Genomic DNA, 25,751 nt, shown 5'->3' with positions numbered 1-25,751 from the left:
CAAAAACACTTCAACAAACTCAGGAAAAGATAGAATGCGAGGGGAGCGATTCGAACGCTCGAACTCCTACGAGACTAGGCCCTCAACCTAGCGCCTTTGACCTGGCTTGGCAACCCTCGCACTGGTCTTCTCTATACAACGCTGTGCAACCTAAAATAGGTTGCTCTCCGGCCCGCCGGACAGACCTGCACCCGGGCGCCCCGATACCGGCTTCGGTGTATATTTATCTGCTCCGGCCCAACATTCCTGCATGTGGGCCGACATCTCACGGGAATTCGCCGATTCCCCTTCCCAGGGCCGGGTTGTCCGGTTCCTGCTCGAGAACGGGTTCGGCATCAATGAAGAGGGGCGTATCGTCTGTAACGGCATCGAGATCCCCGCGACGCACATAGGGAGGGCGATCGAGACCGATCGGAGGGTCGTGGACGCGACTGCCCGCCGGATCCTCGAGAATCCCGATTTGCGGGAGGTCTTCCTCAGGATGCGCGCCTCGCCCGACCTCTCACGGGTCGCCGAGGCCCTCGGCCTCTCGGTCATCACGCTCTACCCCAAAGACGCGCACCAGAAAGGGATCGTCGGCGCGGCGGTCAAGGTCCTGGTCGACCACGACCTCTCCATCCGCCAGATCTTCGTCACGGATCCCTATCTCGCACAGGACCCGAAACTCGTCTTGATCCTCGACGAGCCGCGGATCCCGGCATCGGTCTACGAAGACCTGCGCGCGCTCCCGCAGGTGAAACGGCTGATCATCTGAAGAGTTCCATCTCAAGGCCGAGGCGGCAGATCCGCTTCCTCTGCCGCCGGGGAAGAGCGATCGCGTGCATCATCCGCTCTTCCATCACGATGACGCGGGTCCCTTTCACCAGGTTGTCAGCGTGGGCGACGATCTTCTCCTCAAGCGTCTGAGGCATGCAGTCGCGCGGCAGAAGACCGAGGAGCGAGCACTCGTCGGCTGTCAGCCCTCCGCCGATGTGCCGCTCGACGATGGCGACGATCGCCTCGTCAAGGCCGAACGAACGGCATAACGCGCCGCCAACCTCGGCGTGACGGATCTCGTGCGTCGCGCCCCGGCCGATGTCGTGGAGGAGGGCGCCGGCCGCGACAAGGTCGCGGTCGACGAGACCGTCGGAGGCGTAGGTGAGGGCAAGGTCGCGCACCGCCCGGCAATGCGCGATGACCCCCTCTGAGCACCCGGCGCGCCGGAGGAGGGCGATGCAGTCCTCCTCACGCACTCCCGAGGCTCTCCTTGATCCGGTTGACTCTCCTCTTGAGAGCGGTGGCGATGAGTTCGTTGTCGAAGTGCTCGAGCATCACCTCGCAGTTCGGGCACTCGAAGTTCCAGTTCGCCGCGTCCGTGAAGGTGTAGATGACGCTGCAGTTCTTGCACATGTAAAAGTCGTTCTTCTCCTCGTAAGAGAGCCGCGCGTCGAGGTGCTCGAGCGCGTCGCGGATCTCCTCCTCGAGCACGTCGTGGACGCGGTCCAGGCGGAGGTGCCAGAGGTAGGTGAGCCAGCCGGTCTCGGTGTTCTTCAGCCTCCGATACTCGGCGAGGCGCTTCTCGTAGAGGGTGTAGAGGGTGTGGCGGACGGTGTTGAGATTGACCCCGGTCTTCGCGGCGAGATCCTCGTCGCTGTGCTCCCCCTCTTCGGGGAACCGCCTGAGGAGTTCGATGCCATCCTCCCCGATCATCCGCTGGATATAAGCGGTTATTGCCGGATCGTTTAACAGTTCGGTGACGGATACCATGCTCAGATCTCCCCCGTAAGTGATATTCTATAATAGATGTTGGGTTCGGTACCCAGCATACTGTGCGCTCAATATATAATTCCCTTTCCCGTCTCCGGGAGACGGGCGGCCTCTCCCGGCAGGGATAAAACCCGGCCGGGGCTCACGCCCCGATCAGTCGCCGGACGGCCGCAATATTCTGCTCCAGGGCATCGAACGCCGCCGCCTCGTCCGCTCCGCACCCGAAGACGCTCACGAGGGCCTGGCCCTCCTCGAATTCGGCCCCGGGCCAGGGGATATCGGCGACGTGAGGCGCAAGCACCGAGAGGTCCGCGTCGAGCCGGATGTCGCGCTCCGCAAAGAGGATCCGCCGGACCGCGACCTGACGGGGCCGCGGTCTCTCCGCCGGGAGCACCCCGCGGCAGGCGTCCATGTGCATCGCAAAGAGGTTCTCCCCGATCGCCATCTCGACCGTATCCACGGTCGCCTGGAACCGGGGGTTGATCTCGATCGCCCAGGGCTTCTCCCCGGCCATGAAGTCGATCCCGACCGAGCCCACGCAGCCGCTTGCCGCCGCGATCTGTTCCGCGACCGCGACCATCTCCCCGGCGAGCGGGTGGGCGAACGGGGTGACCGACCCGGCGAACCCGTGTGCGGATTCACCGTTCCCGCGCAGGATCTGGCGGTTGACCGCGACGGCCCGCGCGCGCCTGCCGTCCGCGACGCAGGAGACGCTCGAGGGGATACCGTCGACGAGGTGCTGCGCGACATAGGGCACGTCCGGCCAGGCCCCCTCCCACCGGCGGAGGTCTTCTGCGGTCTTCACGACGGCGTTCCGCCATCCCCCGGCTCCCCGCCGCGGCTTGACCATCGCCGGAAAACGATCGTTCCCCGCAAGCGGCGGGACCGGGACCTCCAGCCCCTCGAAGAACCGCTGGATCTCCAGTTTGTCGAGGAACCGCTCCACCTTCGCGGGCGGCGTGCCGCAGAGCGGGATCGTTGTCCCGATGGATTCGGCGCCCGATGTAACGACCAGCGCGTCGACCGGGTGGCGGGCGGCGAGTTCCGCGATCGTATCGGGAAGCTCGTCGAGTTCCCCGAACGAGAGACAGTCCTCCGTGTACCAGGCGAGGTCCTGGTCGCAGAAGTGGTCGACGGCGTAGACCGCATAACCGGCCCGGCGGGCCGACTGCGCCACGTGCCGCGTGGCGAACCCGGCAACCAGGACCCGGCCCTTCACCGCTCCACCGTCTTCTTGCCGACCTTCGTCGGCTCGATCCGGATCTTCGCGTCCGGGTACTCCCGGTTGAGCTCCTTCCCCTCGAAGAGGTGGTCGAGGAAGAGGGCGAGGCTCGATATCTCCGAGTGGGGCTGGGTGGTCACCGAGACGTTGTAGTCGGCGAGCCCGTATATGTCTCCCGGCACCTTCTCCGCCCCGACCACGATGAGCACCCGCTCCTCTCCGCGGATCTCGTCCATGACGTCGGTCATCCGGAGCCCGTACATCGTGAGGTGGGCGACCTTGCCGCCGTCCGCTTTCCAGTCCTGGATGCACCGCCGCCACTTCACGTCGTTCTCGACGAAGAACTCCCCTCCCCACCGGGAGGCCACGTCCTCGATGCTCTTGATGACGCCGGGGTCGTTTGCGGCGAGATACATCCCGCGGGCACCGAGCGCCCGCGCCGCAAGCCCAACATGGGTCGTCACCCGCTGGTCGCGTTCGGGCCGGTGGCCTATCCGGAGCACCGCTACGGTGGGCGTGTCGCTCAACTCTCTCGCCTCTTGGCCCTGACGACGCCGTTCTCGATGACGAACGGCAGGTCTTCCGTATGCCGGCACTGGCACTCGATCAACGACTCCTGGACGGAGAGGAGGCGCACCGCCTCCCCGGACCGCCGGATCAGGATATAGCGCTCGAGGCGCTCAAGCGATGCCGTGACCGCATCGGGTTCAAACCCGGTGACTGCTGCCAGGTCTTCGACCGTGGTGCTCCCGGTTTCGGGAATCCCGTGGTATACGGCCCAGTCCAGATCTTCCTCACGCACACCTATTCTTTTTTCCGGACGGACCGATATAGTTATTCATGCGCCGCCTGCACCGTTTCGGCCATCCGGCCGGTAATCCGGCCGGGGAGGGGTGCGGGCGGCATATGCCGTGGCGGGAAGACGTATGAGTACCTATGCTGAACTTGCGGACCTTGCCGAGGAGCTCTTCGAGGCAAGCGGCGACGACGACGAACGCCTCGCGAAGAGGCTCGATGCGCTTGATGCAGAGACACGGGAGGCGCTGCTTGCTTCCGACCTCCTCAATGCCTACCAGGCCTTCTACTACTACTTCCAGGAGACCCCTGACGAACTTACGATGGAGCGGATGCAGCTCCACGCGGCATCGGACCTCGCACGGGGGGTCGTCATCGAAGAGTTCGACATCTACGAGGTGGTCTTCCTCCGGCAGGACGCGACGCCCGTCCTCGTCCTCACCGACGGCGAGAGCGTGCTCGCCCGGTTCGAAGGGAAGGGGGCGTATGCGGAGATGGTCAGGCACCTGGATGAAGGTCTGTAAAAATCTTCCCCGTAAAGGCGATGGTGCCGCCCTCCATGAATGACGGGGATAGACCGGAAACGGACGAAAGATCTTTCGGAGCCCCCGCCTCGTCGTCTCACGCGAAGCCGCGAAGAACGCGAAGGACGACGAGAATAATCCTGACTTCGCGCCTTCGCGTGAGTCTGCACTGATACGTTCTAAACCGGCCGTCTGCCGGCTGTGATCAGCCGCTCGTCCACCCTTGCCCGGACGATCGGCGGGAGGTCTCCCCAGCGGATGACCGCGTCGCCGATGACAGCGAGCACCCCCCGGACGCCCGCTCCCGAAAGGGTGTCGAGGACGGAGGTGTCTTCCGCCGTGATCCGGTTGCAGATCGCCGTCGCCCAGGCGTCCGCGACGGCGACGTCGGGGGCAAAGACCGTCACGGCATCGGCAACGCCGAGGCTGATCGACGGGCCCACCGTCGCCGAGGAGGTGCAGATGCCGAGGATCTCCTCCTGCGGCGGGACGCGGAACGCTATCTGCCCGCTCAGGGGCGACGCGCCCGCAAAGACGCCCACCTTCACCTCCCGGTCGCTCACGAGGGCGATGTCCCCCCCGTTGTCGACGAGCCCGAACGACGCGCCGGCATCGACCATAGCCTCGACACCCGACCACGCGACGGCGCCCGCCACCGCCGCCATCGGCCCGACCCCGGCCCCTGCGGCGGCCCGGACCATCCGCCCGACGGCCTTCTCCGATGCCGTGACGGTATACGGCTCAAACGTCGCCTGAAAATAAGGGTCGAGGGCGATCCGCCGCTCGACCTCCTGCCGGGCAGCGAGCATCCCCGACTTCGCCGCCGCGACCGCCCCCGCATCGTCGGCGAGGATGGTCGCGATCGTCTGCCGGAACTCGAAATGCTCCCGGATCATTCCTGCTGCGAGAGGGCGCCGTGCGGGCACGCCCGGATGCACCTGCCGCAGAGGACGCACCGCTCGGCGTTCACCCTGAGGCGCCACCCGGGATCGAAGGAGAAGACCTCCTGCGGGCAGATGCTGATGCAGGCCCCGCAGTCGATGCACTCCGCCTCGTCGCGGGCAACGGCGTTCTCCATCACGCGGACCGAAACACCCATCTCCTCGAGGCGGCGCCTGACGAGGGCCGCGTCGGCGTCGGGGACGTCGATCAGGACCTCGCCGGCCATCGAATCGATGTTCGCCTTCTCGACGTTGATGAGGACCCCGGTCTCCTTCACCACCCGGGCGATCACCGGCTCCCGTCCGGGGTCGTACTGCCCCTTCCGCGAGAACGTCAGCAGAAGTTTCATCGCCGCCGCCTCCCGCCGAAGAGCTTCCCGAGATCGATCGCCGAGAGGATCCCGACCACCCGGTTCGTCGCGTCCACCACCGGAAGGGCGCTGATGTTGTTCTGCTCCAGTTTCTGCGCCGCGATATCCACCGGCTCGTCGGGGGTCGTCTTGATCACCTTCCGGGTCATGATGTCCTTCACCTGCTTTAACCTGCCGTCGTTCACCACGGCCTTCGAGACGTCGTAGGTGGTGATGATCCCGACGAGCGCCCCGTTGCCGTCGAGGACCGGGAGGTGGTTCGTCTCGTCCTTCAAGAGCCGCTTTGCCGCCACCCGGATCTCCTCGTCCTCCGTGATGCTGATCACCTGCCGGTTCATGATGTCGCTGACGCGGGGGGCGACCGCCGTCTCCCGCATGGGTTTTGCCCGCTTCGCCGGGTCGAGCCGACGGGTGGGAAGGGCGAGTTCCATCTTCCCCGCCTCGAGCCAGGCCTTCAACTCCTGCGCCACCGCCCGGGCTCCCCGGTAGCTCGAGAGCGATGACGCCCGGACCGTCTCGCCGCCGATCTCGACCGAACCGCTCTTTAAGTCGGCATAACTGACCCTCGCCATCGAGGGCCGGTCCCGCCGGGGCGTGCCGTAATCGATCACTTCGGTCATGATATCTTCGTCGCGGACTGCGGTGCTCCGGACGATCCTGGTATCGAGGACCGGGATCGGGACGCCGACGCCGATATAGAGCGTCACGCCGTAGCCGTTCATCACCGCCGCCCGGAGGAACTCCTGGCGCATCCGCTTCATGTCCCCGGTCACCATCAGCGTCCCAAAGCCGCCCCCGGCCGAGTGCTGGGTGCCCTCGCCGACGATCATCCCCTCCGCGCCGGCAAGGAAGATCGGGACCCCGCTCCCGATGACCCGGAAGCCGGGATCGTTCACCAGCGGCGAGAGGGTCCCTGCGCCGGAGTAGGAGACGTTCCCGCACCGCGGGAGGAGGGTGCCCATGTAGGTGTGGAGCGTCCGGTCGGTGGTGTTCGTCGCCGCGTTGTAGCGCTGGTAGGAGTTCCGCGGGTTGACCATGATCGCCTGGTTCATGTCCTCGAGCAGGAGCTCCGTCGTGATGCCCCGGCGCGGGTAACAGTCGGTCCCGCGGGAGGTCGCCCGCAGTTCGACGGTGCCTCCGGCGACGAGGTCTTCGAGGACATGGGCGCCGCCGTAGGGCCGGTCCTTCGTATCGGCCTCCTGGGTCGCACCCAGGTAGGCGTCGACCGCGGCTATCCCCGCGTACGCCTCAACGTCGTTGAGCCAGACGCGCTCCATCCTGATGGGGGGGTCGGCGTGCCCGAAGTTGAAGAAGGCGCCGGAGGAGCACATTGCCCCGAACGTCCCGGTCGTGACGACGTCGACCTCCTCCAGAGCCCCTTCCTCTCCCAGCTCGTCGACGATGCCCGGCATCTCGTCGGCGGTGACAACTCGTGCGCTACCGTCGCGGATCCGGGCATTGATGAGGTCAAGGGACTTTTCCATGAACGTATATTCATTTTGGAATATTTATAGATGTTGATTATTACTTTTAGTAATATTGTGCCCCGCTACCGGGGCATCCCGGGGGTTGTTCCCGATACAGAAGATGCACGTCGACCGATCTCTTCGCACCAAGTCCGGGAGCGGTCGGTATCGAAAAAAGGGGGAGTTTCTCGCGTTTCAGTCCCGCTTCCGCAGGCCCGCGAGGAGGCCGAGAACGGCGAGCGCACCGATCACGGCGAGGGGCGCCATGCCTGCGCTGGGGGCCTGGGTCGGGGTCGGTGCAAGCGAGGCCGAGACGGAAGCGGTGCTTCCGGCGCCGACCTGGACGCTGGTCGACCAGTCGCTGTATCCGCCGAGCGCCAGCATGACCGTGTGGGTGCCGGCACCGATACCTTCGACGGTCAGCGGGGTTATGCCCTTATAGGCGTTGTCGACGTAGATCTCGGCGCCCGAGGGGGAGGAGGTGACCGCGATGGAACCGGACGAGGTCACCGGGGCGGGCTGGAGAGCCGCGCTGACGTGGCTCGTGGTCGCCGGGCTGACGGTCGCCGAGGTCGTGTAGTCCTGGTAACCGGCGAGGGAGACCCTGACGGTGTGGGAGCCGGTCGCGACGTTCGAGATCACGTATGCTCCTGCCGAGGGGGTCTTCCCCTGCAGCTTGCCGTCGAGGTAGACGTCCGCGCCCGCCGGGTAAGAGACCACGTCGATGGCTCCGGCGGACGAGGGGAGGGCCGTGAGCTGGGCGTTGACGTAACGGGTCACGCCGGACGTCACCGAGACGGTCGTCGTCCAGTCGTAGTAGCCGGAGAGGTCGAGCTCGATGTTATGGTTCTGCGCCGAGACGCTGTTGAGCGTCAGGGGCGTCCTGCCCTTGTAGACCCCGTCCATGTAGACGTAGGCGCCGGAGGGGTTCGAGGAGATGCTGACCGAGCCGTACTGCTGGACCGGCGTCAGGGTGAACTGGACGGTCGACTGCTGCCCCGCCCGGACGGTGACGCTGCTCTGGTCGGAGAGGTAGCCGGCCCGGTCGGCACGGAGCGAGTAGGTGCCGGGGGAGAGGTTCGGGATCGTGAGCGGCGCCGTTCCCTGGTAGTTGCCGTTCAAGTAGATCGCCGCACCGGAGGGGCTCGAGGTGGCGTAGATCGAACCGGAGGTCTCGACCGGCTGCAGGGTCGCGTAGACGTTCACGGTATCACCCATCCCGGGGGCCGAGGGGAGGCTGCCGGAGTATGCCCGGTAGCCGCTCCTCTCGACACGGATAGTGTTGTAGGGCGTCCCGGTGCTGTAGACGGGCACGTAGAGCACTCCACCGGACGTGATACCCATGTACTGCCCGTCAAAGTAGACGGAGGCACCATCGACGTTGCAGTTGACGGCGTACCATCCTTCATCTCCTCCGATCTCTGCGGATACGGCGGGGATGCCGGCACAGAGGACGAGAAGCGCGATTCCAAGTAAAAACTTTCTGAACATGGTTCTATCTCCGATAGACAATACTCGAATGTCTATTTTTTTAGATATAACTCTTTCCTTTGCAGATTTCCAGAATTCGCGACGTTAGAATGATACTGCACGTTTTTTATCGGCGAGTTCTCAAACGTGCCGGGAGACAGGGGCCGCCGGGACGACAGGTATGCGCGAACCCTCCCAGTTGCCCTCATTCACCCTTTTTATTCTCCGGGGTCGAGGGGTATGGTATGGAGATTCAGAGGTTCGTCACCGCACTGGAGCAAATTGCTCCACCCGAACTGGCCGAGGAGTTCGACGCCGGGAGGATCGGCCTCGTCGTCGAGGGGACCGACGAAGTCGGAACCGTCTGTTGTGCGCTCGACGCCACGGAGCGCGTGGCGGAGGCCGCCGTCAGGGCCGGGGCGGATATGCTGGTCGTCCACCACACGCCCATCTGGAGCCCGGTCACGGCGGTCAGGGGCCCGATCTCGCATCTGCTCCGGACCATCCTTGCCGCCCGCATGAACCTCTATGTAATGCACACGAACTTCGACCACGCGGAGGGCGGGGTCAACGATGTCCTCGCGGAGAGGCTCGGTCTCACCGGAACGAAGCGGATGACCGCCGGCCTCGTCGGCGACTGCTCCCTCGACGCAGAAGAGATCGCCCGCCGCCTTCCCGGCGGGGGGATCCGGGTCTACGGCGAGGTGGAGACGATCCGGCGTCTCGCCGTCGTCGGGGGGAGCGGGTTTGACCCCGAACTCCTCCGGGAGGCCGTCGACCTCGGGGCGGAGGCCTTCCTTTCGGCGGAGTTGAAGCACAACGTCGCCCGCGCCTCGCCCATACCCTGCCTCGAGGCCACTCACTACGCGCTCGAAGCCCCCGGCATGGAGGCGCTCGCCTCCCGCATGGGGTGGCATTATATCCCCGACCCGCCACACGTAGTGGTAATTTTATGAGCGGGATCTGGCAGAAGATGGATCGGGACCAGAGACTGACGCCGGAGTTTCGCGCCTGCATCGAACAGGCCTACGGGGAGCGGGGGAGAAAAGCCCTTGCTGCAGTCGACGCCGGGCAGGTGAAACGCTACCGGGACTTCTTCGTCGTCGTCGGGCGGAGCGCCGAGTACGTCATCGAGGGCGACTTCTGCACCTGCAGCGATTTTCTCTTCCGGGGACGCGAATGCTGGCACATTCTTGCGGTACGCATCGCCGAACGGACGGGGTTATACGAATCCTACGATCTCTGGTACCAGGACACCTGGAAACCTTGAACAATCGGCACAAACAACTATATCGCTCCCAATCATACAGAATTATGCTGCGTGATTTTCAATGCTCGAGGAAGAATATACGCTCGACTATTTCAGAAGCCAGGGGTTTGAGCGGAAAGTCTGCAAGAGCTGCGGGGCAGCCTTCTGGACCCGCGACCCCGAACAGGAGCTCTGCGGCGACGCTCCGTGTGTTACGTATAACTTCATCGGCAACCCGGTCTTCAAGCCCCATACCGTCGATGAGATGCGGGAGGCGTTCCTCTCGTTCTTTGAGCGGCACGGTCATACACGCCTCGCACGATACCCCGTGGCCGCCAGATGGAGGGACGACATCTATCTTACGATCGCGTCCATCGCCGACTTCCAGCCCTTCGTCACGAGCGGGGTCGTTCCCCCGCCGGCAAACCCGCTGACCATCTCCCAGCCCTGCATCCGCTTGAACGACCTCGACTCCGTCGGCAGATCCGGGCGTCACCTGACGCTCTTTGAGATGATGGCTCACCACGCCTTCAACACCCCCGAAGAGCAGATCTACTGGAAGAACGAGACGGTCTCCCTCTGCGACGAGTTCATCGCGTCGATCGGGGGCGACCTCTCGCGGGTCACCTACAAGGAGCACCCCTGGTACGGCGGCGGGAACGCCGGAGCCTCTGTCGAGGTGCTCATCGGCGGCCTTGAGGTCGCGACGCTGGTCTTCATGAACCTCGGCCGCCAGAAGACCGATAAGCCGCCCGTCGACGTCAACGGGGTACCTTACTACCCGATGCGGCTGAACATCGTCGATACCGGCTACGGTCTCGAGCGGTTCGTCTGGGCCTCGAAAGGTTCCCCGACGATCTACGACGCGGTCTTCCCGAAGATGGTGAGCCGGCTGATGCGGTCGGCCCACCTCGAGGACCTCCTCGACAACCCGGAGTTCACGAAGATCATGGGCCTCAGCGCCCGGTGCGCCGGCGTGATGGACATCTCCGGGACGAACCTCCACAACTTGCGGAGGAAGGTCGCCGAGTCGATCGACGTCCCCGTCGATAGGCTCGAGCGGATCGTCGTCCCGATCGAGAAGGTCTACGCGATCGCGGACCACACCCGCTGCCTCGCCTACATGCTCGGCGACTGCATCGTCCCCTCGAACGTCCGCGAGGGCTATCTTGCCCGGCTCGTGCTGCGCCGGACGCTCAGGATGATGAACGATCTCTCGATGGACGAGGATCTCGGCGACCTGGTAGAAGCCCAGATGCAGGCCGTGGGGATCGCGAACTTCGGGCAGGACGCGGGCGTGGTCAGGGAGATCGTGGAGAACGAGAAGGTCCGCTACGCGAGCACGCTCGAGCGCGGGACCCGGATCGTCCAGAAGATCGCCCGGAACTACAAGGCGAAGAGCGCCAGCGTCCCGCTCGACGAGGTCATCACCCTCTACGACTCTCACGGCATCCCGCCGGAGATGATCAAGGACGTCGCCGCCGCCGAGGGCGCCGTGGTGGAGATCCCCGACAACTTCTACTCGCTGATCGCCGATGTCCACTCCGAGGCGCAGAAGGAGGCGGAGGGACAGGACCCGCTCGCTCCCTACCGGGAACGGGCAAAGACCCTCCCCCCGACGAAGAAACTCTACTACGAACTGCCGTGCGAGATCGAGTTCGAGGCGATGGTGCTCGACTACTTCGACGGGATGGCGGTGCTGGACCAGACGCTCTTCTACCCCGAGGGAGGCGGCCAGCCGTCCGATACCGGGACCCTGGTTGCGGCCAATCACATGGTGCGGGTGGAGGAGGCGACGAAGATCGGCGAGGTGATCCTCCACCGCGTCACCGGCGGCCCGCTGAGGCGCGGCGACCGGGTGAAGGGCATGGTGGACGAGGAGCGCCGGCTCTCGATGATGCGCCACCACACGGCGACCCACGTCCTCCTGCACGCCTCGAAAGTGGTGCTCGGCGCCCACGTTCACCAGGCCGGCGCCCAGAAGGGAAGCGAGGCGTCCCGCCTGGACATCCGGCACTACAAGCATATCACGACCGACGAACTGAAGCGGATCGAGGTCGAGGCGAACCGGCTGGTCATGGCCGATTCCCAGGTCTGCATCAAGATCGAGGAGCGGACGAAGGCCGAGCAGAAGTACGGGTTCGGCCTCTACCAAGGCGGCGTCCCGCCGGGCCGGGATATCCGGACGGTCCAGGTGGGAAGCGACGTCCAGGCATGCGCGGGAACGCACGTCCGGTCGACCGGGGAGATCGGGCCGGTCAAGATCCTCGGCCTCGAGCACATCCAGGACGGCGTCGAGCGGCTGGTCTTTGCGGCCGGCGTCGCCGCCGTGCGCGCGATGCAGGGCATGGAAGACCTCCTGCGGACCTCCGCCGAGGTCGTGAGCGTCCAGCCCGACAACCTGCCGGCGGCGGTGACGCGGTTCTTCGGTGAGTGGAAGGACCAGAAGAAGGAGATAGAGCGCCTCCAGAAGAAAGTGGTGGAGCTTGAGATGCAGAACCTCGACGGCGAGGTCGTGGACGGGATCCGGGTCGTCGTCCGGCAGGTGGATGCGGCCCAGAAGGAACTCGTCGCGCTTGCGACCACCATCGCGAACGAAGGCGGCGTGGCGCTCCTTGCATCAGGGGACGGGAACGTGAAGGTGGTGGCGACGTCGGGCAACCCGGCGGTGAACGCCGCAGAGATCGTGAGCGAGGTCTGCGGCGTCCTCGGCGGGAAAGGCGGCGGCAAGCAGGGCCTCGCGCAGGGCGCGGGAGCGGATGCATCCCGGCTCGGCCAGGCGCTCGAGCACGGGCGGAGCAAGATTCTCGAAGCACTCCATGGTTGACGATGTCGTAGTAATCCAGCCGGGCGATGAGCGGGCACAGAAGATCGCCCGGGCAATGGCGAGCCAGACGGCGAACGCGGTCATCCAGGCCTTCGGCGGAGGGCCGCTGACCTCGTCTGAGATCGCCCGGCTGATGAAGATCCCCATCACCACCGCCTCTTACCACATCGACAACCTCCTCGATGCCGGGCTCATCGAGGTGGCGGAGACCCGCTGGAGCGAGAAAGGGCGCGAGGTGAAGGTCTACGCCCTGGCAAACCAGGTCCTGATCATCGCACCGCCGGTGAGCGATCTCCGGTCGGTCCTCCAGAAGTACGCGACGCTTTTTGGCATCCTCATCTTCGCGAGCCTGAGCCTTCTGACGTTCCTTCCGCTGGTGCTCTCCGGGCTCCAGGGCATGCCGACGGGCCCCGGAGATTCGTCTGTCGACCCGAAGTTTGCCGGCGGGAACGGCGAGGAGTTCTCAACACTCCGGTCGGTTGCCTTCGAGACCGCAGGCGCCCCGCCGGTCCACGATCTCGTGATGGGCTTCTTCTTCGGGGCCTGCGCGGTGCTGTTTGCGCTGCTGGTCTACGAGGTCTATTACTGGTGGCGCACGTCGCCACGGGCAAAAAAGGAGCAGGAAGGATAAGGGAGAGCCGGGGAAGGCGTAATCGGAGCCTTCACCGCCGCCTCCCGGCAACTGCGGCTTCCTGCGGTCTTCCGCTCCCCGCTTCAACTTTCGCCCCGCATTTTGGGCATCTCGTCTTCTTCTCGTTGATCTCCGCACCGCAACTGTAGCACTTCATGGTGGTTCACCACGATGCCGGATCATGCTGTTCCATCATAAGGCTATCTTTGGGGGGTTGCGGCCGGTACTCCGGGAGTGGTTCGTAAGGCCCGGAAAGCCCGCCCGGAATGTACCGGACGGGGCTCTCCTTTCAGGGGGTTTCACCGGTTCGATTTATGGACCGGAGCGAGCTCTCCGACGAACTCCACCGGCATCAGTGTGCGTCCGGCGACCTCTTCGACGGAGAGCCCGCTTGCGAGGAGCCTCTTTGCCACGCTCTCCATGGGTTCCCCGACCTCGACGATGTGCTGGTCGGGGTCGTAGAACCTGACGACCCGCTGCTCCCAGGGCTGCTCCCGGAGCTCGTGTACGTAGTCGAGATCGACAGATTCAGGCCGCTCGAGAAAGGCGTCGAGATCGTCCTCCTCGAAGTAGAGTTCGGCGTTCTTCGGTCCCTCCACGATCTCGCTCTCATCGACGCCAATGAGGCCGGAAAAATGTGACCGGAGATGGATCGCAAACCCGCCCTCGAAGAAGACGTTCTCGCCGAGGTCGTAGAGAACTTTCTGGCCGAGCACCGTCTCATAGAAGGCTCTTGAGACCCCGATCTCGCGAACGACGATCAGGGGACATACAAACTTCATCCTGATTCCTCCATACGGCAGCCCCGGTTCCGTCTGCCGGACGGTCCTCCGCCCTGTAACGGCGATCCCGTGCCGGGCACCCCGGCTGCCCCGTATCTCTCATAGGAAAACGCCGAAGTTCAATCTTCCGGTACGCAGGGTGAAACCCGCGAAACCCGTTGCAGAAGAGGTTCCTGTAGGCCGGCCCGGCCGGGAGGCGGTCCACCCGCTGGAAACGCATATCTCCCTTCCTGCAAGATAACTCCTCATGCGAGTCAGCGAACAGACACAGAACCAGATCATGGAGATGCTCCGGCGCCTGACGGAGGCCACGGGAAAGAAAGACGTCGACGCCATCCTGGCTTTCACCGACCCTGAGTTCCGCGGTCTCGGGACCGGCATCGACGAGAAGGTGATCGGGAAGGAGGAGTACCGCCGGCACCTCGAACGCGACTTCGCGCAGGCCGAGGAGGTCGCGCTCGAACTCTCCGGGATTCATATCGGTGCCGAGGGGACGATCGCCTGGGTGATGGCCGATATGACCTACCGTTTCGTCGTCGACGGCGTTCCGCGGACCATGGACGGGCGGATGACGGCGGTGCTCCGGGGGACGGGACACGCGTGGATCTTTGCCCAGCTGCATTACTCCTTCCCGGCGGCGGGCGAGGAAGCCGGGCAGTCGTATCCGACGGCGTAACGGATTTTTATCTATAGAACCTCCCTGCGCCAAAACTCACGCGAAGGCGCGAAGTGCGACTATCCGTAGGATAGGAGCTCGAGCACCGTTCAGGTGCGAGGGACGCGAAGCCTGGTCGAGCGATGAGGGTGACTCCCTTCGCGGCTTCGCGCTCTTCGCGTGAGGCCCTATTGCTATCTGTTCCCGTTAGCTCGCGCGAAGCCGCGAAGAGCGCGAAGTTCGGTAAATGGGTGTGCAATGCTCCTCCGCACCTGACGGTGCTCCAACTCCGCTCCATAGGAGCATCGTCCTTCACGGCTTCGCGTCCAACGCGAGAGGCTGTATCACCCTGCCCGCATCTTCACCTCACACGAAGGTGCGTAGAACGACTCCCCCGGAGGGAAGGAATTCGAGCACCGTCAGGTGCGAGATCTGCTACCCTGCGTCCCGGAGAGACCCCCCGCCGGATTCCGGCGGAGTCGACGCTCACCCTTCCGCTTTGAAGAAGAGGATCGCCCGGCCGTTACCGTCGATGACCGCCAGGGTGTCGCCGACGATCCGGTAGCCCGCGGCCGTCCGGAGCAGGGCGAGGTAGGCGGCCTCCTGCTCCATGATCCCCGCGGGCTCGGTGGCGGAGGCTTTCGTCGCGACGATCCGCTCGACGGCGATCCCCGTCTCGTTGACCAGGTAGGGAGCCGAGTAGGCGTTGCACCCCGCAGACCCGGAGAGCGTGCCGTCGGGGTCGAACGTCAGGTTGACGCCGGTGCCGGGGACCGGCGAGGCGACGGTGCTGCCGGTCGTGCTGTAGCGGGCGAGTTGCCACTCCGTCCCGAGGAGCGGCACGCTCGCCGGCTCTCCTGACCGGGCAAAGATCAGCAGTTCCCTCCCTGACGGTCCGTAGAAGATCAGCCGGTCGCCTTCGACCCGGTAGGAGGCCGCCGCGACGAGGAGCTCATGGTAGCGGCTCTCCTGCTGCATGAGTGCCTGCGCCTTTGCGGGGTATGCCGCCGTGACGGCGACGGGCTCCACTTTGATGCCGGAGCCGTTGATCCGGTAGGTGGCCGAGTAGAGGTTACATCCTGCGGAGCCCGAGAGCGTGCCGCTGTCGCCGAAGATGATGAGCGGTTCGGCCCCGGAGAGGGGCGTGGCGACGGAGCCGTTATCGGCACGGAACGCGACGAGATCCCATGCCGTTCCCGCAAGCGGCTCCGCGACCCGGCCGACGCTGTCGGGGGGCGTCTCCGTCCCGCCGGAGTAGCCGACCGAGACGAGGCAGGCCGCCACGATGATCAGGAACGCAACCTTTGAGAGTATATTGTGCCCGCCTCCGCCCATCGGTACCACGGATAGGCGTGGGGAGCGGGGGAAGAAAAACTAACCGATTCCCATCGGAATTCTCTCAATCCCCCGCATCTTTACGGCAGAAAGGAGCCGGCGCCGATCCGCCGTGAGAGCCCGCTCCGGCACCGGAGATGCCGGATGGCCTTTACTACAGAGACGATCGAGAAAGGGGGGCGGGAGCAGGCCGGTCTCCGCCCCGAAGTCGGAGGGCCGATCAGGGCCGCGCCGCGCCGCCGGCCCGGTAGGAGAGCAGGGCCCGGCCGGACCCATCAAGGAGGTCGAGCCGGTCGCCGTCGATCCGGTAGCCCGTGACCGATTCAAGAAGACTGAGGTATCTATTCTCCTGTTCCATAACCCCTTCCGGTTCGCCGCAATGCATCTTCGTGCTGATCGGCGGCTCGACGGTGAGGTTCGCGCCGTCGAGCAGGTAGCCGGCCCCGTACCTGTTGCACCCGGCAGAGCCGGTGACGTTCCCGTCATCGCTGAAGGCCGCGGTGATCGCGGTCCCGGCGATCACCGAGGAGGCCGAGACCCCGTCGGTGCTGTAGGACTCGAGCGTCCACCCTGTCCCGGTGAGGGGGGCCGCCGGCACCTCTTCCGCCTGGACGAAGAAGAGGAGATCGATCCCCGCCGCGTCCGTGAGGGTCAGGCGGTCGCCCTCGACCCGGTAGGAGGAGACGTTCGCGAGGTGGCCGAGGTACCTCGCCTCCTGCTCCATGGTTCCCGCCGGCTCCTCGCAGTACATCAGGGTGCTGTAGACCGAGGAGACCGAGAGGTTCGTTCCATCGAGGAGGTAGTTGCCGCCGTAGTGGTTGCACCCGGCGTTTCCGGTGACGTTCCCGTCAGGCGAGAAGGTCGCGGTGATCGTCGTCCCGGCGATCACCGAGGAGACCGCGTCTCCCCCGGTGCTGTAGCCGTCGAGCACCCAGTCGGTCCCGGCGAGCGGGAGATCGGGCGTCGGGAAGACCGGTTCGAAGACCAGGATGTCGGTGCCGTTCCGGTCCGTGAGGATCAGCCGGTCGCTCTCCGTCCGGGAGGAGATGGTGGCGCCAAGAGAGATCCTCTCGCCGTTCTCCGTCACCCGCTCCACCCGGTAGGAGGCGGCTTCCGTCAGGAACGCGAGGTAGCGGTCCTCCTGGTCCATGAGACCCGGCGGCTCGCTGCAGTACATCTCGGTCCTTATGGGCGGTTCGATCCGGAGGTTCGCGCCGTCCACGGCGTAATCGGCGCCGTAACTGTTGCACCCGGCCGAGCCGCCGAGCCTGCCGTCGGCATCAAAGTTCGCCGTGACGTTCGTGCCGGAGATGACCGGGGTCATCGTGCCGTTCTCGCCGGCGAGGCTTGCGAGCCTCCAGGAGGTTCCGGAGAGTGCCACGGGTTCGGCTCCCTTCACGAAGACGAGCGTCGTCGCGCCGTCGGCACCGGTGATGAGGAGCCGGTCACCCTCAAGCCGGTAGCCTGCCGCCGAGCCGAGGAGGTCCAGGAACCGCTCCTCCTGCTCCATGATGCCTTCGGGCTCCAGGCAGAGTTTCAGCGTCCGGGCGAGCGATGAGACCGAGAGGCTCGTCCCGTCGAGACGGTAGTCGCCACCGTAACCATTGCACCCGGCCGAGCCGGTGACCTTGTCGTCAGGGCCGAAGGCCGCCGTGACCTCCGTTCCGGGCAGGGCCGGGACGAGCGTGCCGTTCCCGGCGAGGTAGGAGTCGAGCGACCACGAGACCCCGGTCAGCCCGGCAGTCGCACCGGGGGCGGACGTTCCTGCCGTGCATCCCGCGGTGATGATGCTCGCCACGACGATGACGAGGAGCGACGCCGTCGCGAGGATGTAGTTTCTGTTCCTTCTTCTGTTGGGTGCCATACACCTGCATATGGGCAGGAAAGGGAGATAAAAGCATGGTTGACTTCGAAAAAAATCGAACATATACGGGAGTTATTCAGCAAACCGGCAACGTATAGTGATTATCCCGGTTCAGGCCACCCCACGCCTCCGCCCGGGGCGTGGCCCGGCGGGTGGGAGCGGAGGAAGATCATATATACCGTCCTGTACAGTGGACCCCCTGTCCGAAGAGGGGGGAAGATTCATGACGGTTGTTTTCAACGAGTTCGGGCGGGCCGGGAGACGGGCAGCGGAAGGGTGGTACCCGCATGGTTAACCTCGTCTTCTTCGGCCTCGACGAGCACGAGCAGGAACTGGTCGGGGAAGCGTTCGCCGGTGAACGCGGCTACGACGTCGCCCTTCACGCCGAACCGCTCACGGTCGCGAACGCCCCGCTTGCCCGGAACGCCGAAGGCGTCGGGATCTTCGTCCGATCGTATGTCAACCGGGAGGTCCTCGACCGGCTGCCGAACCTCAGGGTGATCGCCGCCATGTCCACCGGGTTCGACAACATCGATCTCGACGCCTGCCGCGAGAGGAAGATCACCGTCTGCAATGTCCCGCGCTACGGCGACAACACGGTCGCGGAGTTTGCATTCGGGCTCATCCTGGCCCTCGCCCGGAAGTTTAGGCCGACGTTTGCGCGAACCGACCGGGGCAACTTCTCGCGGGCCGGCCTCGCAGGGACGGACCTCGCCGGAAAGACCCTCGGCCTGGTCGGGACCGGGAACATCGGGTCGCACCTCGCCCGCATCGCCCACGCGGCGGGGATGGAAGTGATCGCCTACGACCTGCGGCCGAACCCGGCGCTCACGGACGAGTACGGCGTCCGCTACGTGGACCTCGAGGATCTCCTCCGAGAGGCCGACGTCATCAGCCTGCACGTCCCCTACACGAAGGTGACGCATCACCTGATCGATGCGGACCGGCTGCAGCTCGTGAGGAATACCGCGCTCCTCGTCAACACCTCGCGGGGCGGCGTGGTGGATACGGGAGCGGTCGCGAGCGCCCTCCGCGAGGGCCGGCTCGGCGGGGTCGCGCTCGACACCTTCGAGGGCGAGGAGGTCTGGATCCAGGAGGAGTTCCAGGGGGCCGGCGAAGCGTCGGAGGACGAACTGCGGGATGCGCTCGATAGCTTCGGCCTGCTGCACTCCGATAAGGCGATCCTGACCCCGCACAACGCCTTCAACACGCGGGAGGCGGTCGACCGGATCCTGGCCACCAGCGTCGAGAATTTACGGGCATTCTTTGCCGGGAGCCCGCAGAACGTCGTCGCGGGGACCTACCCGGTTCCCGCGCCGCCGCCCGCAGGGGGCGGGGGAGGGTGAGTCAGGACGCGGCCTGCATCCGGCGGTTCGCCGAGACCGGGAGTGAAGGCGTCTGCCGGATCGCCCGGCGAGATGTGCGGCCCCGGTGCAGCAGCAGGGAGGCGCTCCGATCGGCCCAATTGTCCTCCGTAACACAGATGTTACAGAGAACTCCGGCAGCGTAACATAACTGTAACAGCCATACCCCCTCGCGTAACAAAACTGTAACACATAAATCCGCGGCCGGAAAACCTCTCCCTCATGTCGAAGGTCGTCCGGATCGACGAAGAGGCGCTGGAGGTCGCCCTCAAGTACGGGAAGAGCCTCTCAGTCGGGGTCATGAAGATGGAGGAACTCCTGAAGAAGCAGGAGAAGGCCAGACGCGACTACACCGCCATCGAGGAGATGGTCCGCCGGACCATCCGCGAGGAACTCGAGGCCCTGAGCAGGTACTGAAGAGGCCAGCAACGCCCTCGGAGGCAACTGATGCCAGAGCGTGCCCACAGAGGTTGGGAGGGTAAACGAAAACTCACGCGAAGCCGCGAAGAACGCGAAGATTGGTGATGGGTATGCAACTTGCCTCGCACCTGACGGTGCTCGAGCTCGCTACGCTCGTACTTCGCGGCTTCGCGTCTTTCGCGTGAGATAGCGGGTACGGATAACGATACGGCCCTATGCGAAGGCGCGAAACGTGGCGGGCCGGAGTGCGACTGGCCGAAGGGTGCGGGATCGCGATGGTTGTGGAACTGCGTTCTCCCTCCTCTTTGCGCTCTTCAAGGCTCACCCCCGCCCCGAGAGTTCCGTGAGCCCCCTGAGCCACTCGAACGGGGCCTCCTCGAACTCCTCCGGCGTCATCCGCCAGACCCAGTTCCCCTCGGCCGTTGAGGGGTAGTTCATCCGCGCCGCCGCGCCGAGGCCGAGGATATCCTGCATCGGAACGATGCAGGCCCGGGCGACCGAGGTCATCCCGAGCCGGACGAACTCGCGATGGACGGTATCCGCCCCCATCTCCTTCCCGATGTAGGCGTAGAGCCGTTCTCTGTCCTCTTCGGACGCCTCCTCCTCAAACCACCCCCGTGCCGTGTTGTTGTCGTGCGTCCCGGTGTAGCAGATGAGGTTTGGAATATAGTTGTGCGGGATGTGGGCGCTCTTTGCGATCCCTTCCCCGAAGGCAAAGAGGAGGATCTTCATCCCCGGCAGATCGAACTGATCGAGGAGCGCCTGGACCGCCGGGGTGTTCGCCCCGAGATCCTCGGCGACGATGGCAAAGCAGGGGAGCCGCCGGGCGAGCGCCTCGAAGAAGTCTGTCCCCGGCCCGTCGACCCAGGTGCCCCGTTCGGCCGTCGCGTCGCCCGCCGGGATCTCGTAGTAGTCCGCGAACGCCCGGAAGTGGTCGATCCGGAAGAGGTCGTAGAGCTCGCCGGAGCGGGCGGTCCGGCGCACCCACCAGTCGTAGCCCTGTCCCCGGAGCGCGGCCCAGTCGTAGACCGGGTTCCCCCAGAGCTGCCCGGTGCTGCTGAACATATCCGGGGGCACCCCGGCGACCACGGTCGGGCGGAGGTCGTCGTCCAGTTTGAAGATCCCCGAGTTCGCCCAGACATCGGCACTCTCGTAAGCGACGTAGATCGGTATGTCGCCGATGACCTGGACCCCGTGCTCCGTGCAGTGCCGGCGGAGGGCCGACCACTGCCGGTCCGCGAGGTACTGGAGGAAGGTCTCCTTCCGGATCCGGTCGGCGAGGCGCTCCCGCATCTCCTCGAGGGTCCCCGGCTGCCGGGTCCGGACCTCCTCCGGCCACCGGTTCCAGGGGAGGCCGTGGAGGTGGTCCGTGAGCGCGACAAAGAGCGCGTAATCGTCGAGCCACCATCCCGCCCCGGCGCGGAACGTCTCGTACCCGCTCTCCGGCTCCGATTCGGCGAACCGCCGGTAAGCGAGCGCGAGGAGCCGGTCCCGGTACCAGGCGGCCGCCTCAAAAGCGACCCGGTCCTCCGGGAAGTCGGGGTGCGGCTCCAGGTCTCCGGGGTCGACGAACCCGTCCCGGGCGAGGAGTTCCGGACTGATGAGGAGGGGGTTCGCGGCGAACGCCGACGGGCTGCTGTAGGGGGAGTTGCCGTAACGGGCCCGGGTCGGGTTGAGCGGCAGGATCTGCCAGTAGTGCTGCCGGGCTCGTGCCAGCGCCTCGACGAACCGGTATGCCGCCGGGCCGAAGTCCCCGATGCCGTACGCCGACGGCAGGGAGGTGATGTGCAGGAGTATGCCGCTTCCCCGTGTGTAGATCATCCTCTATCTCTCCCGATGAACGGCCCGGACTTCTGGCGTACATCCTGATATACCCTCGGGTCGGCGGGGAGAGGACCAGAGAGGTTCCCGCATACCGGGACAGAAGAGATGGTGCTCGAACAGCTGCCCGAACATCGCGACCGGGGCGACAGGGATGATAGTATGGGGGCCGGGTCAGGGTTTCCCGGCAAGCAGCCACCCGCGCCCGACCAGCCCCCGGCCGGCGGCCTTCTCCCAGAAGCCAAGCCCCCGGAGAGCGTCGTCGTAGGCCTCCTCCCCGATGAGCCCGACAATGTTATCCCGGCCGCGACGGAGCGCTGTAAGCATCTCACCGACCCGCCGGGCCGGATCGCCCGGAATCTCCCCCCGGCCGGTGACAGAGAACCCGTTCCGTTCGAGGACGTTTGCGTAGCTCTCGACCGTCTCAAGGTGCGGAAAGACCCTGAAGGTCTCCGGGGTGTGCCACTCCTCGTCGCCGGCCCGGACCTGGACCCAGTCGGTGAAGGCGAGGACGCCGCCGGGCTTTAAGACCCGGTAGATCTCGCGGATCATCCGGTCTTTATCGACGACGTAGCACCAGGCGTCCTCGCCCCAGACGGCGTCGAAGACCCCATCGTGAAATGTCATATCGAGGGCGTTCCCCTGCTGGAAATCGACCCTCGCGGGGAGTCCGGCCGCCTCCGTCCTCCTGACCGCCTCATCGACCACCTGCGGCACAGCGGCGAGGCCGATCGCGGTCGCGCCGTAATCCCGCGCGAGTTGCCGGGCGGCTTCCCCCGCCCCCGGCAGGAGGACGAGCACCCGGCTCCCCTTTCCGATCCCCGCTCGCTCCGCAAGGGTGCCGGTATCGCGCTCCGTCTCCTCGCCCGCGAGCATCTCCCAGACGAGCCCGACGGGTCCCCCATAGACCCGCTCGACTGCGCCTGCGTGGACGTCCATCATCGTCATCCACTTCCGGCGCACGATATCGCCCATAGACCCTCACCGTGCCGCCGCGGGCACCTCCTCGCGGGGGGTGAAGAGGTCGCGCAGGGAGTCTTTGATGCAGGCCTCGAAGATATCCCGCACGTGGGTGTGGGCGATCTCGAGCCAGTCAGCGACCCCGTCCGGCGGGACGCCCTGCCCTTCCGCGAGGAAGTAGTCGATGTTCAAGAGGAACGCGTTGTTCTCCGTCGATGCCGGGACGGCGTCGGTCAGTTCCACCCGACAGCTGTCCCGGTTGTCATGGAACATGAACTCGCACCCGGTGATGAACCCCTCCGGGACCCGCGGGAGTTCCGCAGGGAGGGTCGGGTAGAAGGCGAAGTAGTCCGAGAGCGTCACCTCCCGTTCCGGGATCTCGATGACGTTGACGTAGCGGAGGTTCATGGTCCCGATGGCCTCGACCCCGATGACGTCGCGGAACCGGTCAAAGACGCTCATGATCTGCTCCGAGAAGGCTTCCCAGTGGACGTAGGGCTTCTCGCAGCTCACCGAGAGGAGGCGGGACCCGACTTGGACGGCGCAGCCCTCGTCCTCGGCGAGGAAGATCGACCGTTCGGTGACCAGGAGTTCTTCGCGGAGCCCTTCGGGGCCGACGAGCATCACCACCTCCCGGACGTAGCGCTGGTCCCGCTTCGGGTAGGTCTCCTTCAGGCTGTTGTAGAGTACGCCGGGATACGTCATGTCCCAGGGAGTCTCCTGGGGGAACCGGAACTCGCATATCACCTCAGCCGCAGGCGGGTTCATGTATTTTCGTACCTCTGCCATGATCTTCTCCTCACGGGGTGTAGGATAGAAGGAGACTACTTTAAGGTGACTGCTGCCGGGGGAGCGACCGGGTCCCGGCGGCGGCGAGCACCCGTACTTTATCATCCGGGGCGGCCATCCTGGTGCGATGGGCGAGACGTTCCGCCAGACAGCCCACCTCCTGATGGGGGTCACCGGCGCCGGGGTCATCCTCCTCCTCGACGACCGGTGGGCGTTCATCTTCGTGAGCACCGTCCTCGTCGCCGTCTTCCTCCTCTGCGACGCCTTCACCCGCGGCTACGACGTCCCGGTCTTCTCGCGGATCCTCGGCGAGTCGGAACGTGAGGGGAAGATCCCGCTCAAGGGCGCCATCGCCTATACCGTCGGCGCCCTCTTCTGCCTCGCGGTCTTTTCACGGGAGTACGCCGCGGTCGGGCTCGTCACGGTCGGGGTGCTCGACAGCGTCTCAACGCTGGTCGGGCTCCGGTTCGGGAGGCACACCCTCCGGGGCAAGAAGTCGCTTGAGGGGACGGTTGCCGGGGCGGCGGCCGCCGCTCTCGCGCTCGCCCTTCTGGTCCCCTGGTGGGCGGCGGTGGCGGTGGCAGGGGTTGCCAGTATCGTCGAAGCCTACTCCCCGCTCGACGACAACGTCGCGGTCCAGGTAGGGGCGTGCGTGGCGCTCGCGGCGGTGGGAATTATCGCGGCGTGATTCTGAGGCAGAAGTTGAGAAGAGCAGGGCCGTCTAACTGCGGCGGAGGGGGGCACCCGGTGAAGAGGGGAAAAGGGGCCCCCTTCAGTGCTTGACGCCCCGCTTCTTGAGTTCCTCGGACTTCTTCTTCGAGCACTCCTCGCACCGGAACTCGGGTGCCGGGTCGTCGGACTTGTCGTAGTTCTCAGCCCGGACCAGGCGGTAGCCCCGCGCGACCTTGCCGCAGTCCACGCACCGGACCTCCTCCCTGACCTCCCACTGGGCGTCGAGCGCCCGGGAGGTGAAGATGAACCGGTCGACCCAGAAGAAGATCAGGCCGCCGATGAGGTTGGCGACGATGGTGGCGGCCAGTGCTCCGAGGCCCGCGAGCAGGTAGAGGACGCCGGCGAGGAGCGGGGTCGAAAGCTGCCACCGGACGAGATAAAGGCCGTATCGTTTAAAATTTACTTCCACATATAAAATTCGCCCGGGGACCTCTTAAAACCGGGGCCGGCATCGGTAATTCGCTAATGATCTTGGGGAAACCTCCTGCTCACACTTAGCCCGAGGTTCTACTTCCCCTCTACACCAAAAAACTCACGCGAAGCCGCGAAGTGCGACGTTCCGCAGGAACGGAGCATGAGCACCGTCAGGTGCGAAGAACGCGAAGTTCGGTAAGGGCGTACAACTCTCCTTCGCGGCTTCGCGGCTTCGTGTGAGATCGTATCGCTATCCGCACCCATTAGCTCGCGCGAAGCCGCGAAGAACGCGAAGCCGGTTGGTTGTTAGTAATTCCCTTCGCGGCTTCGCGGCTTCGTGTGAGACTGTATCGCTATATTCGAGCCGTAAATTCCGATATCTGGGTGCTGCTGACTCCGTGCCAGGGCATCACCCGAGCACCAGGATCCGGCGCGTCAGGCTCCTGTGGACGCGCTGCTCGTGCTCCTGGAGGACGGTGAAGTGCCGGGCGGCGATCGGCGCGATGTCGCGGTGCGTGACGACGACCGCGCGCCTCCCGGGCTTGAGGATCCGCCGGATCTCCGCGAGCGACCCGTCGTAGAGCCGGTCCATGCTCTCCCCGTGGATCCGGACCGACTGGCCGTAGGGGAGGTCGGTCACGACCGAATCGAGGGCGCCGTCGCAGACCGGGACCGCCGTGGCGTCGGCGATCATCACGTCCGAGCCGGGGAGGTTCTGCCGGTAGCCCGCGACCATCGCGGGGTCGAAGTCGCTGCCGAGAACCCGGACGCCGATCTCCCGCGCCTCGAGGAGGATCCCGCCGGTACCGCAGAACGGATCGAAGATCAGTTCGCCGGGCCGGACCAGGGAGATGTTGACGAGCGCGCGGCCCATCCGGGGCATCATCACGCCGGGGTGGAAGAACGGTCGGCGCATGGGGTTCCGGAACTCGAACCCGCCCCGGTCGATCCGCGCAATCACGCGGCCGAAGTAGCAGCGGTCATCCGAGACGACGGCGCGGTACTCTTCGACGGGGTCGCGGAGCGAGACCGGGCCGGCGACGAGCCCCCCGATCAGCTTCTCGACCTCAAGGCGCGGCACGTCCATGTGGGCTCCCTGGATCAACTTCACCCGGCCGGCAAACGGCTTCTCGGTCCGGATGGCAAGGTCGCGGAGGAGGCCTGTGAGCCCCTCCTTCGAGGGCTCGCACTCGCCGAGGTACTCCATCACCACGTGCGTCAGGGCAAGCCGCCCGACGGCCCGGGGGTCCGGGCACTCCGCGACCGCGACCTGGGTCCGCCGGTCGAGGACGGTGCCCACGCACTCCAGTTCAGCGGCCGGGAGGTCGGGGTGCTCGCCGGAGAGTTCGAAGAGCAGTTTCATTCGTATGATA

At 65.4% G+C, this 25,751-nt stretch carries 28 protein-coding genes and 1 tRNA gene; 10 read left to right on the top strand and 19 right to left on the bottom strand.

Features of this window, described 5'->3' with window-relative positions; translation table 11 throughout:
- Nucleotides 1-35: 35 nt before the first annotated feature.
- A tRNA-Leu gene (locus F8E02_RS08360) sits at nucleotides 36-120 on the bottom strand.
- Nucleotides 121-250: 130 nt separating this feature from the next.
- On the opposite strand from F8E02_RS08360, the gene F8E02_RS08355 reads away from it, so the two are divergent.
- The gene (locus tag F8E02_RS08355; protein ID WP_317065034.1) at nucleotides 251-754 is read left to right on the top strand and encodes a regulator of amino acid metabolism, contains ACT domain protein; all 504 of its coding nucleotides are present in this window, start codon (nucleotides 251-253) and stop codon (nucleotides 752-754) included.
- Here the strand turns inward: F8E02_RS08355 and F8E02_RS08350 are convergent.
- The 5 genes from F8E02_RS08350 to F8E02_RS08330 form a co-directional block, all read right to left on the bottom strand.
- Entirely contained in the window at nucleotides 747-1,232 is a 486-nt protein-coding gene (locus F8E02_RS08350) for an HDIG domain-containing metalloprotein (protein ID WP_317065033.1), read from the bottom strand. The genes F8E02_RS08355 and F8E02_RS08350 overlap by 8 nt on opposite strands.
- On the bottom strand, nucleotides 1,225-1,746 hold the full coding sequence (locus F8E02_RS08345; protein ID WP_317065032.1) for a transcription factor: 522 nt from the start codon (nucleotides 1,744-1,746) through the stop codon (nucleotides 1,225-1,227). Before F8E02_RS08345 ends, F8E02_RS08350 begins: the two co-directional genes overlap by 8 nt.
- A 142-nt stretch (nucleotides 1,747-1,888) precedes the next feature.
- Nucleotides 1,889-2,965, bottom strand: coding sequence for an ATP-grasp domain-containing protein (locus F8E02_RS08340; protein ID WP_317065031.1), 1,077 nt, complete (start codon nucleotides 2,963-2,965; stop codon nucleotides 1,889-1,891).
- A complete protein-coding gene (locus tag F8E02_RS08335) occupies nucleotides 2,962-3,495 on the bottom strand; it encodes a tRNA (cytidine(56)-2'-O)-methyltransferase (RefSeq protein WP_317065030.1) in 534 nt (177 codons plus the stop codon). The genes F8E02_RS08340 and F8E02_RS08335 overlap by 4 nt, the downstream gene beginning before the upstream one ends.
- Nucleotides 3,492-3,770 carry a MarR family transcriptional regulator gene (locus tag F8E02_RS08330; protein ID WP_317065029.1) on the bottom strand — a complete coding sequence of 93 codons (279 nt, stop codon included), beginning with the start codon at nucleotides 3,768-3,770 and terminating at the stop codon, nucleotides 3,492-3,494. Before F8E02_RS08330 ends, F8E02_RS08335 begins: the two co-directional genes overlap by 4 nt.
- Nucleotides 3,771-3,894: 124 nt before the next feature.
- On the opposite strand from F8E02_RS08330, the gene F8E02_RS08325 reads away from it, so the two are divergent.
- Nucleotides 3,895-4,287 carry a hypothetical protein gene (locus F8E02_RS08325; protein ID WP_317065028.1) on the top strand — a complete coding sequence of 131 codons (393 nt, stop codon included), beginning with the start codon at nucleotides 3,895-3,897 and terminating at the stop codon, nucleotides 4,285-4,287.
- A gap of 179 nt (nucleotides 4,288-4,466) precedes the next feature.
- Here F8E02_RS08325 and F8E02_RS08320 read toward each other — a convergent pair whose 3' ends face one another.
- The 4 genes from F8E02_RS08320 to F8E02_RS08305 form a co-directional block, all read right to left on the bottom strand.
- Nucleotides 4,467-5,183 carry a UPF0280 family protein gene (locus F8E02_RS08320; RefSeq protein ID WP_317065027.1) on the bottom strand — a complete coding sequence of 239 codons (717 nt, stop codon included), beginning with the start codon at nucleotides 5,181-5,183 and terminating at the stop codon, nucleotides 4,467-4,469.
- Nucleotides 5,180-5,578 (bottom strand): 4Fe-4S binding protein, encoded by a 399-nt coding sequence (locus F8E02_RS08315; protein WP_317065026.1) that lies wholly within the window; start codon nucleotides 5,576-5,578, stop codon nucleotides 5,180-5,182. The genes F8E02_RS08320 and F8E02_RS08315 overlap by 4 nt, the downstream gene beginning before the upstream one ends.
- The gene (locus F8E02_RS08310; RefSeq protein WP_317065025.1) at nucleotides 5,575-7,083 is read right to left on the bottom strand and encodes a homocysteine biosynthesis protein; all 1,509 of its coding nucleotides are present in this window, start codon (nucleotides 7,081-7,083) and stop codon (nucleotides 5,575-5,577) included. The genes F8E02_RS08315 and F8E02_RS08310 overlap by 4 nt, the downstream gene beginning before the upstream one ends.
- Nucleotides 7,084-7,260: 177 nt before the next feature.
- A complete protein-coding gene (locus tag F8E02_RS08305; protein ID WP_317065024.1) occupies nucleotides 7,261-8,556 on the bottom strand; it encodes a PEGA domain-containing protein in 1,296 nt (431 codons plus the stop codon).
- Between the two features lie 224 nt (nucleotides 8,557-8,780).
- On the opposite strand from F8E02_RS08305, the gene F8E02_RS08300 reads away from it, so the two are divergent.
- The 4 genes from F8E02_RS08300 to F8E02_RS08285 all read left to right on the top strand — a co-directional run bounded on the left by F8E02_RS08300 (nucleotide 8,781) and on the right by F8E02_RS08285 (nucleotide 13,242).
- The gene (locus F8E02_RS08300; RefSeq protein ID WP_317065023.1) at nucleotides 8,781-9,491 is read left to right on the top strand and encodes a Nif3-like dinuclear metal center hexameric protein; all 711 of its coding nucleotides are present in this window, start codon (nucleotides 8,781-8,783) and stop codon (nucleotides 9,489-9,491) included.
- Complete coding sequence (locus F8E02_RS08295; RefSeq protein WP_317065022.1) at nucleotides 9,488-9,805, top strand: SWIM zinc finger family protein; 318 nt, start codon at nucleotides 9,488-9,490, stop codon at nucleotides 9,803-9,805. Before F8E02_RS08300 ends, F8E02_RS08295 begins: the two co-directional genes overlap by 4 nt.
- 61 nt (nucleotides 9,806-9,866) lie before the next feature.
- Nucleotides 9,867-12,611 carry an alanine--tRNA ligase gene (alaS, locus tag F8E02_RS08290; RefSeq protein WP_317065021.1) on the top strand — a complete coding sequence of 915 codons (2,745 nt, stop codon included), beginning with the start codon at nucleotides 9,867-9,869 and terminating at the stop codon, nucleotides 12,609-12,611.
- Nucleotides 12,604-13,242, top strand: a complete 639-nt coding sequence (locus F8E02_RS08285) for an ArsR/SmtB family transcription factor (protein ID WP_317065020.1) — start codon at nucleotides 12,604-12,606, stop codon at nucleotides 13,240-13,242. The genes alaS and F8E02_RS08285 overlap by 8 nt, the downstream gene beginning before the upstream one ends.
- A 31-nt stretch (nucleotides 13,243-13,273) precedes the next feature.
- On the opposite strand, the gene F8E02_RS08280 is transcribed toward F8E02_RS08285, so the two are convergent.
- Entirely contained in the window at nucleotides 13,274-13,399 is a 126-nt protein-coding gene (locus F8E02_RS08280; protein WP_317065019.1) for a hypothetical protein, read from the bottom strand.
- Nucleotides 13,400-13,541: 142 nt separating this feature from the next.
- Entirely contained in the window at nucleotides 13,542-14,024 is a 483-nt protein-coding gene (locus F8E02_RS08275) for a VOC family protein (protein WP_317065018.1), read from the bottom strand.
- Between the two features lie 247 nt (nucleotides 14,025-14,271).
- Here F8E02_RS08275 and F8E02_RS08270 point away from each other — a divergent pair, with 247 nt between their 5' ends.
- Nucleotides 14,272-14,700 carry a nuclear transport factor 2 family protein gene (locus tag F8E02_RS08270; RefSeq protein ID WP_317065017.1) on the top strand — a complete coding sequence of 143 codons (429 nt, stop codon included), beginning with the start codon at nucleotides 14,272-14,274 and terminating at the stop codon, nucleotides 14,698-14,700.
- A gap of 465 nt (nucleotides 14,701-15,165) precedes the next feature.
- On the opposite strand, the gene F8E02_RS08265 is transcribed toward F8E02_RS08270, so the two are convergent.
- Both F8E02_RS08265 and F8E02_RS08260 read right to left on the bottom strand, forming a co-directional pair.
- On the bottom strand, nucleotides 15,166-16,014 hold the full coding sequence (locus F8E02_RS08265) for an META domain-containing protein (RefSeq protein WP_317065165.1): 849 nt from the start codon (nucleotides 16,012-16,014) through the stop codon (nucleotides 15,166-15,168).
- 220 nt (nucleotides 16,015-16,234) lie between these two features.
- A complete protein-coding gene (locus F8E02_RS08260) occupies nucleotides 16,235-17,878 on the bottom strand; it encodes an META domain-containing protein (protein ID WP_317065016.1) in 1,644 nt (547 codons plus the stop codon).
- 287 nt (nucleotides 17,879-18,165) lie between these two features.
- Here F8E02_RS08260 and F8E02_RS08255 point away from each other — a divergent pair, with 287 nt between their 5' ends.
- Together F8E02_RS08255 and F8E02_RS08250 are read left to right on the top strand one after the other, a co-directional pair.
- A complete protein-coding gene (locus tag F8E02_RS08255; protein ID WP_317065015.1) occupies nucleotides 18,166-19,224 on the top strand; it encodes an NAD(P)-dependent oxidoreductase in 1,059 nt (352 codons plus the stop codon).
- A 240-nt stretch (nucleotides 19,225-19,464) separates the two neighbouring features.
- Nucleotides 19,465-19,659 (top strand): hypothetical protein, encoded by a 195-nt coding sequence (locus F8E02_RS08250; protein ID WP_317065014.1) that lies wholly within the window; start codon nucleotides 19,465-19,467, stop codon nucleotides 19,657-19,659.
- 324 nt (nucleotides 19,660-19,983) lie between these two features.
- On the opposite strand, the gene malQ is transcribed toward F8E02_RS08250, so the two are convergent.
- From malQ to F8E02_RS08235, 3 genes are all read right to left on the bottom strand, one after another.
- Complete coding sequence (gene malQ, locus F8E02_RS08245; protein ID WP_317065013.1) at nucleotides 19,984-21,483, bottom strand: 4-alpha-glucanotransferase; 1,500 nt, start codon at nucleotides 21,481-21,483, stop codon at nucleotides 19,984-19,986.
- A 174-nt stretch (nucleotides 21,484-21,657) separates the two neighbouring features.
- Nucleotides 21,658-22,458 carry a class I SAM-dependent methyltransferase gene (locus F8E02_RS08240; protein WP_317065012.1) on the bottom strand — a complete coding sequence of 267 codons (801 nt, stop codon included), beginning with the start codon at nucleotides 22,456-22,458 and terminating at the stop codon, nucleotides 21,658-21,660.
- Between the two features lie 6 nt (nucleotides 22,459-22,464).
- On the bottom strand, nucleotides 22,465-23,232 hold the full coding sequence (locus tag F8E02_RS08235; protein ID WP_317065011.1) for a TIGR04255 family protein: 768 nt from the start codon (nucleotides 23,230-23,232) through the stop codon (nucleotides 22,465-22,467).
- 127 nt (nucleotides 23,233-23,359) lie between these two features.
- Here F8E02_RS08235 and F8E02_RS08230 point away from each other — a divergent pair, with 127 nt between their 5' ends.
- Nucleotides 23,360-23,920: a diacylglycerol/polyprenol kinase family protein gene (locus tag F8E02_RS08230; RefSeq protein WP_317065010.1), complete on the top strand. Its 561-nt coding sequence runs from the start codon at nucleotides 23,360-23,362 to the stop codon at nucleotides 23,918-23,920.
- 84 nt (nucleotides 23,921-24,004) lie between these two features.
- Here the strand turns inward: F8E02_RS08230 and F8E02_RS08225 are convergent, their stop codons facing one another.
- Nucleotides 24,005-24,373, bottom strand: coding sequence for a hypothetical protein (locus F8E02_RS08225; protein WP_317065009.1), 369 nt, complete (start codon nucleotides 24,371-24,373; stop codon nucleotides 24,005-24,007).
- A 414-nt stretch (nucleotides 24,374-24,787) separates the two neighbouring features.
- Entirely contained in the window at nucleotides 24,788-25,741 is a 954-nt protein-coding gene (locus F8E02_RS08220) for a methyltransferase domain-containing protein (RefSeq protein WP_317065008.1), read from the bottom strand.
- Nucleotides 25,742-25,751: the final 10 nt, after the last annotated feature.

The sequence above is a fragment of the Methanoculleus caldifontis genome (genome assembly GCF_032842345.1).
GTDB lineage: Archaea > Halobacteriota > Methanomicrobia > Methanomicrobiales > Methanoculleaceae > Methanoculleus > Methanoculleus caldifontis.
The sequence above is the reverse complement of the archived record's forward strand: the minus strand, read 5'-3'. Positions and strand labels throughout refer to the sequence as shown.